The following is a 14,778-nucleotide window of genomic DNA, read 5'->3' on the forward strand; positions in this document are numbered from 1 at the left end:
GACCAACTTACATTTGAGCAGGTAATTTCTGTCTCTTCTTACAACTTTATCCTGGAAGCTTTATTCTATGCAGCTTCATATTAAATTGGTATCAGCTAGTTTTAGTGTCAAATAGCTATTTGTTTAGTATTTAGCCGTCCTTCTATATTTGCAGATATATATCGAGATCAACACTCTTATACATAGAAACATATATTTCTTATATAGCCTAGTTTAAATATCAATTTATACCTTGTGTTCTTTCAAAAAAAGCTCCATGATTGATTTAGAAAAACCATAACTATAGGTTGGTTAGTCAAGAAGGATGCCGATATACTTCATAAATATTTCCAATTCATAACAAGAAAATATCTGATATTTATCTCAAATTTACTTAGATTGGAGTTTGATTAACTCATGCTAGAAGGATGGATTCAAATTATATTAACGCTACTAATTGTAGTAGCAATTACTCCTGTTTTTGGGCGCTATATGGCGCGGGTATACCTAGAGCAAAGTACTTTTCTCGATCCGATTTTGAATCCCGTTGAGCGAGTACTTTATGCTTTGGTTGGCGTTAAAACCAAAGAAAATATGACTGGCTGGCAGTATGGGCGGGCAATCTTATACAGTAACGTCGCAATGGGGCTGCTGATTTTCTTGATTATTATGAATCAAGGATGGCTGCCATTAAACCCAACCAAGATTGATGCCCCAACTTGGGATACAGTGCTGCATACGACTATTTCTTTTATTACTAATACTAACCAGCAGCACTATTCTGGTGAAACCTACATGAGCTATGGCAGCCAAATGTGGGGACTTGGTTATCACATGTTCACCTCTGCTGCTACTGGTTTAGCGGTGGGGATTGCCTTTATTCGGGGATTGACGGGTAGATCGTTGGGCAACTTTTATGTAGATTTAATTCGCTCGATTACCCGAATTTTACTGCCTATTTGTCTTGTCGGTGGCATTGTCTTAATGGCAGCTGGCGTTCCCGAAACACTGGGGGGTGCAGTTGTATTCCCCACCTTGGAAGATGCGAATATCAGTCAGGCGATCGCTCGTGGTCCTGTTGCCCATTTTGAAATTATCAAACAATTAGGAGAAAACGGCGGTGGCTTTTTCGCCATCAACTCCGCACACCCCTTTGAAAATCCCAATGGATTTTCAAACTTGATTCAGATTGTCGCCATGCTTTCGATTCCAACTTCCCTAATCTACACTTATGGGTTGTTTGCGAATAATACTAAGCAAGCTTGGTTAGTCTACGGTATGGTAGGCATTCTCTATTTAGTATTTATCATCGTCACTGCCATTGGTGAATACAATGGCAATCCGGCTGTGAATTCACTGCTGGGTAGTCAGCAACCGAACTTGGAGGGCAAAGAAGTCCGGTTTGGTTGGGCACAATCTGCACTATTTGCAACGAGTACAACTGGTACTATGTGCGGCGCAGTCAACAGTTTACACGACTCCTTCATGCCCAACGGCGGTTTTATTACTCTTTCTAATATGTTCCTGCAAATTATCTGGGGTGGACAGGGTACTGGAACTGCATATTTGTTTGCTTACTTGATTCTGGCTGTGTTCGCTACAGGGTTGATGGTAGGACGCACACCAGAATTTTTGGGACGCAAGATTGAGAAGCGCGAGGTTGTACTTGCTAGTTTCCTGATTCTGCTGGTTCACCCGATCGCAATTATGATTCCCGCAGGTATCGCCTTGGCGTTTCCCGATCAATTATCAGGAATTAGCAATCCCGGCTTTCACGGCTTTGCTCAAGTCATCTATGAATACGCCTCGGCTGCTGCTAACAATGGTTCTGGCTTTGAAGGTTTGGGAGATTCACAACCTTCACCTTTGGCGATCGCTACAGGCGCAAAAACCACTGCAACTGCCCTGTGGTGGAATCTAAGTGCCTGCTTCAGTTTAATTGCTGGACGCTATATTCCCATCATCGGTTTGCTGTTTTTGGCAGATAGTATGTCTCGTAAGCAAGCGGTTCCTTACACAACTGGTACATTGCGAACGGATACCGGACTATTTACAGGCGTTACCGCAGGCGTGATTTTAATCCTGGGCGCACTTACATTTTTCCCAGTGCTGGCATTAGGCCCAATTGGTGAAGCTTTCTTTATTGCCAAAGGTATCGGCTAGGGATTGGGGAGCGGAGGTGCGGAGGTGCAGGGGAGCAGGGGAGCAGAGGAGAGTTAGAACACCATTCATCGACCTCGGAACACCATTCATCGACCTCGGAACTCCATTCATCGACCTCGGAACTCCGTTCATCGACCTCAGAACTCCATTTATCGTTTTCGGAACTCCATTCATCGACCTCAGAACTCCATTTATCGTCTTCGGAACTCCGTTCATCGACCTCAGAACTTCATTCATCGACCTTGGAACTCCGTTTGTCGACCTTGGAACTCCGTTTGCCGACATTGGAACTCCATTCATCGACTTCAGAACTCCGTTCATCGACTTCAAAGACTCATGCTCAAAATTTAATGTATGCCAATTACTACTGATTCTCCCTCCCCCCGTATTCCATCTGGAACTCGTGACTCGCGCAAACACACCCCCAAAACAGATATGCGGGGACTTTACCAAAGAGCAATTCGTGAGTCATTTATTAAGCTCGATCCGCGAATTACTGTCAAAAACCCAGTTATGTTTGTTGTTTGGGTAGGGACAATTGTTACCTTGCTTGTTACCCTAAACCCAAATCTGTTTGGCACAATCCAGGCAGATGTTAACCAACAACGCGTTTTAAATGGGTTGATTACCTTTATTCTCTTTTTCACCCTCGTTTTTGCCAACTTTGCCGAAGCCGTAGCTGAAGGACGCGGTAAAGCACAAGCTGATTCACTGCGCTCGACGCGATCGGATACTGTTGCCAACAAAATCCTCCCTGATGGTTCTATAGTAAAAGTCAATTCTACAGAACTGCGACGGGGCGATTTGGTAAAAGTCAGTGCCAATAATATGATTCCCGCCGATGGGGATGTAATTAAAGGCATTGGCTCAGTGGATGAGTCGGCAATCACTGGGGAATCTGCCCCGGTATTGAAGCAACCAGGTACAGATATTGCCAGTTCGGTGACAGGCGGTACACGCTTACTCTCCGATGAGTTGACAATTCGCATTAGTGCCGATCCTGGTCAAGGCTTTATCGATCGCATGATTGCCTTGGTAGAAGGAGCAGAACGCAGCAAAACTCCCAACGAGATTGCTTTGACGGTATTGTTGGCAGTGTTAACGCAGGTGTTCTTGATTGTGGTAGCGACAATGCCCCCATTTGTCGGTTACATCGCTAGCTTTATCAGCACAGCCTTTGGAGTTGAGGCGGGAAACAGTTTGCGGGCGGGTGCTAGCGTTGCTATTCTTATCTCGTTATTGGTAGCATTAATTCCCACAACTATCGGTGGTTTACTCAGTGCGATCGGGATTGCTGGCATGGATAGAGTTGCTCAGTTTAACGTCATTGCAACCTCTGGTCGAGCAGTAGAAGCTTGCGGCGACATCAACACCTTGGTGCTGGATAAGACAGGCACGATCACCTTGGGAAATCGGATGGCTGACGAGTTTATTCCCCTGGATAACCACTCAATAATAGATGTGGCACGAGTCTCCCTAGCTGCTAGCTTGTTTGACGAAACACCAGAGGGCAAATCGATTGTGATTTTAGCAGAAAAGTCCCAGGCTGGGGTAGACTTCAATATCGATAAAGCCGAAGGTGTAGAATTTTCCGCCAAAACCCGGATGAGTGGCACGAATTTACCCGATGGTAAACAAATTCGCAAAGGTGCAGTGGATGCCATTAAGGGATTTGTCCGTTCACGTGGTGGTAACGTTCCTGATGATATAGACGCAGCTTATGAGCGAGTTTCCCGATTAGGCGGTACACCCTTGGCTGTTTGCCAAGATGACAAAATTTATGGTGTCATCTATCTCAAAGATATTGTCAAACCTGGTCTGCGGGAACGATTTGACCAACTCCGGCGCATGGGTGTTCGCACCATCATGCTCACAGGTGATAATCGGATTACGGCTTCGGTGATTGCCGAGGAAGCTGGGGTGGATGATTTCATTGCTGAAGCGACTCCAGAAGACAAAATTGAGGTGATTCGCTCGGAACAATCTCAGGGTAAATTGGTGGCAATGACTGGGGATGGTACGAACGATGCACCTGCTCTCGCCCAAGCAAATGTGGGTGTGGCGATGAATTCGGGGACGCAAGCAGCCAAAGAAGCTGCTAACATGGTGGACTTAGACTCAGATCCCACGAAGTTGATTGATTTAGTAACCATAGGTAAACAGTTGCTAATTACTCGTGGAGCCTTGACAACATTCTCCATCGCTAACGATATTGCCAAGTATTTTGCGATCATTCCCACAATCTTTGCCGCCGCTGGAATCGGCGCACTTAATATTATGGGATTAAAAAGTGCCCAATCTGCGATCGTCTCGGCGCTGATTTACAATGCCTTAATTATTCCGGCACTAATTCCGCTAGCACTCAGAGGGGTGAAGTTTTTACCTTTAACAGCAGATCAACTGCTACGTCGTAACATCTTTATCTTTGGTCTGGGCGGTATCGTTGCTCCGTTCATTGCCATCAAACTGATAGATATTATCCTACCTTTGTCTTAATTTACTATGAAACCTATTCAGATCCGCCGCACTATTCTTGCATCCCAAGTATTAGAAGAAATAACTGAAATCTGGTGTCAATGGCGTAGACAAAAGCTACCACTGTATTTGTTCTTGGCGATGTGTTTAAACCTAGTGGTTGCACCTCTAGTCTATGCCGCTACTGGCGAACAACTTTCCCGCAGTCAATCTTGGGGATTGGGATTGTTAGGACTGGTGACACTAGGGCTTTCCATCTATTTATTTTTTGTAATGTTTGTACCGGAGAAATTCTAATGAGTTTTGCACGCGAAGCTAGTAGAGCTGTTCGTTCTACCTTGGTACTCTGGGTTATTGGAGCGATTATTTATCCTTTTGCGATGATTGCCATTGGGCAGATTGTGTTTCCCTTTCAAGCTAACGGTAGTCTCCTGAAAAATAGCACAGGTCAAGTTGTCGGTTCTGCTTTGATTGGTCAACCTTTTAGTAGCGATCGCTATTTTAACAGCCGTCCCAGTACCACGAGTTACAGTAGCGCCGATCCCAAAAAAGATGATGCGGGAGTTTTGCAAACTGGGGTTTCCGGCGCTAGTAACTTGGCTCCCAGTAATCCCGCATTAATGGAACGCATCAAAGGTAAAGATGACCCAGACCCTAGCAAAAAAATTGAAGGTGACTTCAATCGTCTGAAAAAAGCAGGTGTGCAGCCGACTGGCGATTTAGTTTACACCTCTGGTTCCAGCCTTGACCCCCACATTACCCCGGAAGCTGCGATCGCACAAGTTGCACGAGTAGCCAAGGCGCGGGGAGTTCAATCGAACCAACTCGAAACTTTAATTACTCAAAACACCGATGGTCGCTTTCTCGGCATCTTTGGCGAACCTGGAGTTAATGTGTTAAAGCTGAATTTAGCTCTGGATAAAATTAAGGGATAAGGGCTTGGGAAATAGTGAATATGTCTCCTATTCGGAATAGTTATCTATAGTAATCTTTAATGATTACTTATAATTGAAAATCTTAGATTCTCGATTTATTAAATAAATCGAGAATCTTGTTTTTAGTATTGATAAATAAAATCTATATCTCTAAATATATACCTGTTTGTCTAATTAATAAATATATATTTTATTTAATTAATACATTCTATATATCTTCAAAATATATCCTAAGAACAGCATATTTTTTATGAAAAGTATTGCACAATACTATTAGAGTTAAAAAACATTTTGTGTTGAAAAACAAAAAAGCTTTAGAACCAAGTCTGGTTGGTGTCTTTATCGAAGATAATAGCGTTTACTGTGGCATTTATTTAAGTGATATTAAGTTACCGGATAAATGCGTTTTTCTAGGGGTTTTAAGAGAAAATCAAGTCATTTCAGCAACAGATAATCTTAGTATTTTTGCCAGAGATTACATTTTGGCAATAGCAACCCATCCTATGATGATTCCCGTTCTCAAAGTTACTCTTAAAAAAATCCATTCTGTTTACTATTCCCTCAACAGTTGCTTATTAGAAGCTCGACCAGCAGATAGTCAATCTGTTAATTCAGATGACTCAGACCTAGCAACTACTTTCAATTCCACATATTCTTAGAAAGATGAAAATTTCCCGAGGAAAAGTAGAAAAAGGTCGACTTTGCAGCAATACAAATAAAATATATTTTTACCTCCTGCCTCCTGCCTCCCTAACTTTACTGAATCTGAGTTCGACTAACTAAAGGTTTTTAATATGCATACTTCGGAGTTTTTCCGACTTTATGTATCCGCCCAAAAAAGTGTTCATCAGTCTACCCTGATTGAAGCTAACCTGTCTAAGGCAACACATAATGACACTAAACCACATGACGGAGACATTCCCTTTTTAGCAGTGTTTTTAGCTCACATTTCCTTCATGTTTGTTTGGGCAATTGTTGTTTTTCTCGTTTCATCTGTCTGCAAGGCACTAGAAGATCCTCCAGAAAATGCAGCACAAGATAAAGACGAAATAGTAAGCATCAAATATTTAGAGGAACATACCTGTAAAAAATGCCAATTTTTTAACAATAACTATTTTCTAAAGTGTGCAGTACATCCTACTACTGCTCTAACAAAACAAGCACTCAATTGTTCTGACTACAGCCCGAAATAGGTGAGATCCTGATGTAGCTGTAATAAGAGTGATGCCATGTTAGGCTGAGAACCTTTAAACAAAGTTTGAAGGCTGAAAACTTCATTTGAAAAAAAACAGACAAATTTTATGAAACAAAAAGAAACAGTATTTGTTATTCCGACTCATCGACTAAGAGATGTAGCACAGACCATCGAAAAGTATGATGAGAATTTCTGGGTTAATGGTCATGCTTTAAAAATTATCGTCTTTGACGATTCCAGCATTGCCAACCACGAGAAATATTATCCACTTTTAGAGCAGACTAAGACAGTCAATGACGTGTTTTATGTTGGTCCACAACAAAAAGAGGAATTTATTACATTTTTAAACGAAAGACTGCGCGATCGCAAGCTAGAATCACTAGTAAAAAACTTATTCCGACCTAGTTATGGAGGAAATCGCAACTTTACACTCATGTATACCCTTGGACATTTAATGGTTAGTGCAGATGACGATATGCGGCCAGATGCATTAATTGAAACTAGCCCAGAATCTTTATCTGGTGATGAAATATGCCGAGGAAAATTAATCAAGTCTAGCCAACAAGGCGGCTATGTCCATAAATCTTTTGACTTACTCACTGCTTTTGGTGATGTTTTAGGTCAAAAAGCCAGCCATGTACCAGAAAACTTCGAGGCTGGAGAATTGGTGCTTGATACAGCAATGGATTTAGAAACCAATACAACTAAAGGTTACTTTCGAGAAAACAGCCTTTTATTACAACAGGGGAGAGTCTTGAATAATGCGATCGTTAAGATTGCTCAAACTTTTCGCACAGGAACTAATGATATCGATACCCTTGATTTTATTCACATGTATCTTAATGATGAAAACCAAATAAGTCCCAATGACCTGAATGATTTTTATATTCTTACCAACTTTAGACCCGTTATTACTAACAAAAACTGGAGAATGGATTGTGGAGTCGCTGGATATGATAATCAGCTAGGTTTACCACCATTTTTTCCCACTCGGCTCAGATTTGAAGATTATATCTACAGGATTTGGATACAGCAAGAAGGGATTGCATCTGCACACGTTGATGCTGTCCAAAACCACATTAGAAATAACTATATGCGTAATCCTTTAGCTAGCGAACTATTTAATGAAGAAATATGTAGCTTGCTGAAAAAGAAGATTAAAAGTAGTGTTTATCATCTTGACGATTTGGGAATCAAGTTTGATTACTCAGGCGAAGTCACTTTACAAGATTCTGAGGAAATTTTGGAAAAAATCTCTGCTATCCACAGACAGGTAGTCAAAGCTTCAATTTCTACTCAGAATGAAGAACGCAAGCAGTCACTTCAATTATTTGCTGAAAATTTATCGAGAGTCTTTTATGGATTTGAACCAGACTTTTTTCAGCAAAATGTTTCCAGAATTATCGATGATGTTATTAGCCAATTTCATGGCTCTCTAGAAATATGGCCAACTCTAGTAGAAATATGTTACTTTTACAAAGACAAAAAAGATTTACCACAAATTAGGGTAAAAAACAAGAAAATTAAGTCTAGAAATGGCACAAAATCGAGCGAAATTCTTGTATAAATATGACCTTTGGCAAATAAGCAATCTGTAAGATTTTATGATTCTTCATCCAGGGAAATTCTCTTAGTACATAGTTTCGTAAATTCGTTACCAATTCAGGGTTTAAGTTTTAACGCAGAGGGACGCAGAGTATAGCGCAGAGGAGCGCAAAGTTTGTTTGAGTTCATTCGCTACGAACTTAGGCAAAGCTGTACTTAGCACATTCTTTCGAGATTTAGGGACTTCCAAAAAAAAATATCCCAAATTTTCTTGTGATATGGGTGTCCTTACCCATCTCATATTCAGGGTGAGCAGGAATTCGACGTGAGCGCTGAGTCGAATACTGCCCACCCTACAGGATTAGATAATTTATTTGTTGCATCAACGTACCAAAATTAATGGATGTGGAAACATAGCCAACAGTACATCAGTTGGTGACAACAGTACGGGGGCGGTTACGTTCGGATTTACAAGCTGTGGATTGCGTGCGAGCTGCATTTCCTGGAGGATCGATGACTGGTGCGCCGAAAATCCACACCATGCAAATTATCGATCGCTTAGAACAAGAGGCGCGGGGAGTCTATTCAGGTGCAATAAGCTTTTTGAGGTTGAATGGTTCAGCTGATTTGAATATTTTGATTCGGACTGCTGTTTTGACTCCCAATCAAACCTCCATTGGTATCGGTGGCGGAATCATAGCCCTTTCGGAGCCAGAGATGGAGTTTCAGGAAACGCTGCTTAAAGCCAAAGCATTAATCGACGCTCTGCTTCTGACGATACACGGAACATCTGAACCAGATGTGTATCCCATTCTGGGATTAGAAGCAACAACTGCTGATAGTTATGAAAAATTATCTGCTTAAATCAGGGGCTTAAATAAGGATGGAGATATGTTTGAGGGTAGCCTATCCCGACACAAAATTGGCTACTATTAAAGATTATTTACACTAAAATTTATATCAAAATCCCCTTGGATAAAGATTTTTGGTACTGATTTTCAACCTGTAGAGACGCGTTAGTGCAGCGGTAAGAAGTAAAATTTTGTGTCTTTACTAAGGATTTTTGGCTTAACTGAACAGTATTGATTTATCCAACATTCGGCAGGTTGGAGGTTCAAAATAATTAATAATCAATAATTACTAATTTATAAGCAAAACCCTATATAGAAATACACTTCCTTGATTCAGGAATAAATTTAAAGATAAAAAGCAACAAACGCAAATCAGGGTTAAAAACAAGAAGCTAAAGTCCATAAATAGCACAAAAACGACCTAAATTCCCTTATTATAAACTCAACCTTTGGCAAAGAAGATATCTGCAAAACTTGACAATTCCCGATCTGGAAAAATTTTCTTAGATATATAGCTTAGGTAACAGCAATCTGATAAGATTCCCAACAAGTAGAATAATCACTTGTTCTCTTTTTCTTGAACCAACTGATTTTGGTTATTTTTTGGAAAAGGAAAATAAAAATGTCTCATCTATTGTGGAAAACTCTGGTACTAAGTCCAGTAGTTTTGGGAGTGACGGTGTTGGTTTCCGCTAAGGCTATGGCTGCTGCTGAAGTAGCAAGTTCTTCTGAAGATACAAAGCCAATAGCTGCTAATGCTTCAATATTCATTCAAACAGAGCAACCAAAAGTTAATCAGCAATTGGTTGCCCAAAAGACTGATGAAAATAAGGTTTTAGAAGAGGTTAATCGCTACAGCAACGAAGGCAAGAACCAGAATTCACTGTCTCAAGTCACATCAGTTTCTCAATTTTCTGATGTACAGCCGACTGATTGGGCATTCCAAGCTTTGCAATCCTTAGTTGAGCGGTACGGTTGTATTGCAGGATACCCAAATTCTACTTACCGTGGCAATCGGGCACTGACTCGTTATGAGTTTGCCGCAGGTTTGAATGCTTGTTTAGATCGAGTTAATGAACTGATTGCGACAGCAACTGCTGACTTGGTAACAAAACAGGATTTGGCGACTCTCCAGCGTTTGCAAGAGGAATTCTCGGCAGAACTGGCAACTCTGCGTGGTCGAGTAGATTCTGTAGAAGCACGGACTGCTGAACTTGAAGCTAATCAGTTTTCCACTACCACAAAATTGGTGGGTGAAGCCATTTTTGTCGTTACTGATATATTTGGCAATAATAGTGGTGATGCCAATAATACTGTCTTCCAAGATAGGGTACGTTTAGACTTGCAAACCAGTTTCACGGGTAAAGATGTTTTACACACCCGTCTTGCAGCCGGGAATGCACTAGCCTTTACTCAAGTAGGGAATGGTGGTGGTGCTATCGATACTGCTGAAGGTACGCAAACATTTCAACTCGGCAGCACTAGTAACAACAGTGTCATTATCGACTGGCTAGCTTATTACGTACCCATAGGTCCAGCCCAAGTCTACTTTGCGGGCACCGGAGGTATTCATAGCGATTATGTTGCCACTAACAACCCTTATTTTGAGGACTTTGATGGCGGTAATGGTGCTTTGTCTACCTTTGCTTCTGAAAGTCCGATTTATCGCATTGGTGGTGGTGCAGGTGCGGCACTGACTTTACCCTTTGGTAAGGGTGGCAATTTTTTCAAACCAAGTTCACTGACTATAGGCTACTTGGCATCAAATGCTAATAATCCTGGGACAAATCAAGGTTTGTTAGAGGGTAACTATGCAGCCTTGGGACAATTGAACTTTAGTGTTGGCGATCGCTTATCTATAGCTGCTACCTACGTTCACGGTTATCATGGTGCTGGGGGTGGTAATTTATTCGATCTAGGTGGTGGTTTGGGTAGTACTAACCGCGTCGTAGGTACTGGTCAAGCTAACACTCTAACTACCCTAAACGGATCTTCCAGTAATTCTTACGGTATAGAAGCAGCTTTCAGACCCAGCGACAAACTGTCAGTCAGTGGCTTCGTTTCTTACCACGATATCACAGGCTTTGGTGCTGGTGATGATTATGAAGCTTGGAGCTACGGTCTTGGGCTAGCCTTACCTGACTTCGGTAAAAAGGGTAACGTTTTAGGGATTTTTGCAGGTGCTGAACCTTATGCCTTTAACCGAGGCGGAGCTTTTGCTGGTACTGGTAATGATATACCTTATCACTTTGAAGGCTTTTACAAGTATCGCGTGTCAGATAATATCTCAATCACCCCTGGCGTAATCTGGTTGACCTCTCCTGGTCAAAACAGCAATAACGATGATGCAATTATCGGTACGCTGAGAACAACTTTCACTTTCTAAAGGTTTACAGCAATTTGCTTTAGGGACGCATAACTATGCGTCCCTTTTGACTTCCGCCTTGTGATACTGGGGATCTTTTTTTCAAAGCCAATTACCGATCGCAACCATTGGTGCCCAATATGCTGGATGATCGTACATAGTATTGACACCTTCAGATGGCGGTAATTTCTTAGCATGAATCATTCTGATTTGAGCCGTTTGCAAAGCCTCTGCAATACTCATGCCAGTGTTGCGATAGTTGGTGTAAAATGTTTTTACTAGTTCGGATGTCGATTGATCGGTAACACTCCACAAAGATGCGATCGCACTTTTAACCCCAACTTGCAATGCAACTCCAGCTAATCCTAATGTGGCACGGTCATCGCCAACTGCGGTTTCACAGGCAGTGAGTGTGAGTAGTTCGACGCTATCTGATTTGCTGTTGAGGTTTCGCAGTGATTTTTCTAATTGGCTAATGGTAAGCTTTTGGTTTTTCCCGGTGACAATGAAGGTGTCTTCAGGAATAATCCCAAATTGAGCGTGACTAGCTATGTGAATAATGGGATATGTGGTTTTGTCAAGTGTTTGCTGAAAACTTTCGGCGAGAAAATTATCGTCAATCAGGGGGGTATGATTGGGGAATATACTTTCAACTGCACTGACTTCATCGGGAACTGCAAAAAGCTGTTCAAAAGTCTTGCCGTCGATGGTGGCTTCTTTTGTCAAACCCAAAATTAACGCCTTTTGCGTACTGCGATCGCGTAGTTTAGGTGTGTTAAGTCGTAAACTGGGAGTTGTGGCAACCGCGTAGGTTTCAACTAAATATTTATTGAGTTTGCTGTCATAAAGTGCCGCCATTGGAACGCTACGCAAAAACCCATCCTGAATAAATACCAGAGTTTTGATTTTCTCCGGTTTGATATCTTCAGCAAAGGGGCGAATTATCCAATCATAAAGCTGTGATGCAATTGTTGTATCGTAGTTAATTTCTTCTCTTTTAACTAGTCCGGTGCGAAACTCGGCAATTTTTTTCTGTAAAGTATTGCTACTAACTACTTTGTCACCTTGTTGATTGGGGTCTTCAATCCACTTAAATTTAGTTGCTTGATTGGGTAACTGCAATAATATCCCGGTTTTGCCATCTAAAATTATTGAACTCAAAAAGCCAGTATTTTTAAACGCTACACTATTATCTTCAAGGAGTTCGCCCACCTGTTTGGGATTCAACCCACTCAAAATGCAATCATTGCCAAAATAATTCTGTAATTCTGCGAGTTTCAACGCATCGATGGTGTTAACTACTTTTGATAGTTCCTTCGCACGTCCTTCGTCTGCAATTGCCCCAACTCCAAGCAAATCGAGCCGTGACTGTGCCAATGTTCGGTATAGTGGGCGAACAACATCGCGGAAGTCAAATTGTACATCTCGTTCGGCAGTCAAAATATCCTGGCGGATATCTTCTAAGGTATCAAATGCTCGTTGATAAGATGCGATCGCTTCTTCTTTTCGCTGCTGTTCATCTAAAATCCGTCCGGCTTGCCACTCCCACAAATACAAGCTATCTTTTGCACTTAACTTGCTGTCTGCTGCGATGAGAGCAGCTTGGGTATATTTTAATGCCTTTTCATTATTTAATGTTTTTTGATTTTTTAATGCTTTGTCGTTATCTGGGCTACATTCCCAGAAATGGCCCAAAGCACCATTAGCATAAGAAATTAGGCGATTATCTTGTAAATGTTTACTTGTTAATACTGATTTTTCGAGCAAATTTAATGCTTGGTTGTCACCAGATAAAACTAGTTGAGTTGGACAGTAGGTAAAAGGTGAAGTTCCTTGAGTATCGCGTTGCAAGTATGCTAAATCAATCGCGCCATAGACTTTTGTCGCTGAATCGGGCAAATTTTCGAGAACTTTTAAAGCATCCTTCAGGGCTTTGTTAAACTCCTCATCATTAATAAATTTGCTCTTATTTGTCTGGGAAGCCAACTGAATTAAATTTAATAATCCCCGCATTTCTGCTAAATGTTCTTTTTCGTTGCGGGCGAATTTTATACTATTTTGAAAATATTGATAAGCTCTGTCGTAGTCTTCTTGTGACTTTTGCGTAAATTCTTGTTCTTTACTAAGAATACCAGCTTTATTTGCCGAATCGGCTTGTAACTCTCGCAATTGACCGCGACTTTTGTAAGCATTGCCCAAACTATTAAACACCAAAAACTTAGATTCTGGACTAACTTGTTGGGCTGTGTTTAAATATTTAATTGCTTGGTCGTAACTTCCGATTAAGCGATATGCTTCACCGAGAATACCCAAAGCCGCAACATGACCTCGTTTGTCGTTATATTTAGTGGCGATTTGTTCGGCACTTTCTGGAGTGCATTTTTCTGCCTGAATTGGTTGATTTTCGGAGCTTTTCGACTTAGCTACTAGTTTGCCACACAAAAGTGCGATCGCTTTGTGAGGCTGTCCTAAATTGCTGTAAACTTGGGCAAGTTCTGACTTCATGCGTCCGACTTGCTGGAAATTTTCTATCTTCTCATAGTCATTAATTGCCGCCGACAAGGATGTAATTGCTGCTTTATTTTCTCCTATTTTTTGGTAAGCACGCGCCAAATTTTCATTCACAACCGCTGTAACTGACGGATTATTTTTATCCTGATTTAATGCCTCTTGCCAATTTTTTATGGCATTCCAAAAGTCTCCGGTATTATAGTCTTTAATTCCTTGTTCAACTAGTGCAGTGACATTTGGAGTTTGTGCAGATACAACTTGTCCACACAATAAACAAATTACGAGACTTGCCAAAAATAATACTTTAATCAATCGATGACGATTTAGTTTTTTGTATTGCTGGGTGAAGAGACGAATTCGCCTTGCAGATAAAACAAATCGAGTGGCGGAATCTGCTGCTCGAAACTTCTTTCCTTGGGAGAAGCGAAAGGCAAATGGTGGTCGTAAAGGTTTAGAGAATAAGAGTTTAAGATATTTTTTTGGGGATTTCATATTTTAATTCAGCAATGTCTGCATCTGGTATTTGATTTAAACAAGTTATCAAGTTATCTTTTATACAGCTTATTTGCTCACAATCAATTGATAGAGGAAATACTTGTATGCATTTTATTTTTAAATTACCAGAAATAGGAATCGAAAACTGAGTTTTGGGAAAGTGTGCAGTTTTATGCAATTTTCCTTGCATTTGGTGACTGGAAGTGCAAGCTAAATAGACAAAACTTAAAATACTTTATTTTGGGTTAGGCTTAGTTGTCTTAG

General features: G+C 41.0%; 9 protein-coding genes and 1 pseudogene. 9 read left to right on the forward strand and 1 reads right to left on the reverse strand.

The annotated features are described in order from the left end of the window. Window positions 1–396 precede the first annotated feature (396 nt). From kdpA to V7K53_RS12835, 9 genes and pseudogenes are all read left to right on the forward strand, one after another. Window positions 397–2,142, forward strand: a complete 1,746-nt coding sequence (gene kdpA / locus V7K53_RS12795) for a potassium-transporting ATPase subunit KdpA (RefSeq protein WP_335197865.1) — start codon at window positions 397–399, stop codon at window positions 2,140–2,142. A gap of 354 nt (window positions 2,143–2,496) precedes the next feature. Then, on the forward strand, window positions 2,497–4,638 hold the full coding sequence (gene kdpB, locus V7K53_RS12800; RefSeq protein ID WP_335197867.1) for a potassium-transporting ATPase subunit KdpB: 2,142 nt from the start codon (window positions 2,497–2,499) through the stop codon (window positions 4,636–4,638). 6 nt (window positions 4,639–4,644) lie between these two features. Further along, window positions 4,645–4,914 carry a potassium-transporting ATPase subunit F gene (locus V7K53_RS12805; RefSeq protein WP_335197869.1) on the forward strand — a complete coding sequence of 90 codons (270 nt, stop codon included), beginning with the start codon at window positions 4,645–4,647 and terminating at the stop codon, window positions 4,912–4,914. Then, window positions 4,914–5,552: a K(+)-transporting ATPase subunit C gene (gene kdpC, locus V7K53_RS12810; protein ID WP_335197871.1), complete on the forward strand. Its 639-nt coding sequence runs from the start codon at window positions 4,914–4,916 to the stop codon at window positions 5,550–5,552. The genes V7K53_RS12805 and kdpC overlap by 1 nt, the downstream gene beginning before the upstream one ends. A 293-nt stretch (window positions 5,553–5,845) precedes the next feature. Continuing rightward, window positions 5,846–6,211 carry a potassium transporter TrkA gene (locus V7K53_RS12815; RefSeq protein WP_335197873.1) on the forward strand — a complete coding sequence of 122 codons (366 nt, stop codon included), beginning with the start codon at window positions 5,846–5,848 and terminating at the stop codon, window positions 6,209–6,211. 135 nt (window positions 6,212–6,346) lie between these two features. After that, window positions 6,347–6,745, forward strand: coding sequence for a hypothetical protein (locus tag V7K53_RS12820; protein WP_335197874.1), 399 nt, complete (start codon window positions 6,347–6,349; stop codon window positions 6,743–6,745). Between the two features lie 108 nt (window positions 6,746–6,853). Then, window positions 6,854–8,314: a hypothetical protein gene (locus tag V7K53_RS12825; protein WP_335197875.1), complete on the forward strand. Its 1,461-nt coding sequence runs from the start codon at window positions 6,854–6,856 to the stop codon at window positions 8,312–8,314. A gap of 359 nt (window positions 8,315–8,673) precedes the next feature. Next, window positions 8,674–9,156: pseudogene (locus V7K53_RS12830) on the forward strand (chorismate-binding protein); the annotation flags it as partial. 609 nt (window positions 9,157–9,765) lie between these two features. Then, window positions 9,766–11,529 (forward strand): iron uptake porin, encoded by a 1,764-nt coding sequence (locus V7K53_RS12835; protein ID WP_335197876.1) that lies wholly within the window; start codon window positions 9,766–9,768, stop codon window positions 11,527–11,529. Window positions 11,530–11,610: 81 nt separating this feature from the next. Here V7K53_RS12835 and V7K53_RS12840 read toward each other — a convergent pair whose 3' ends face one another. Next, window positions 11,611–14,511, reverse strand: coding sequence for a CHAT domain-containing protein (locus V7K53_RS12840; RefSeq protein ID WP_335197877.1), 2,901 nt, complete (start codon window positions 14,509–14,511; stop codon window positions 11,611–11,613). Between the last annotated feature and the right edge of the window lie 267 nt (window positions 14,512–14,778).

The sequence above is a fragment of the Nostoc sp. genome, assembly GCF_036917355.1.
Taxonomy (GTDB): Bacteria; Cyanobacteriota; Cyanobacteriia; order Cyanobacteriales; family Nostocaceae; genus Nostoc.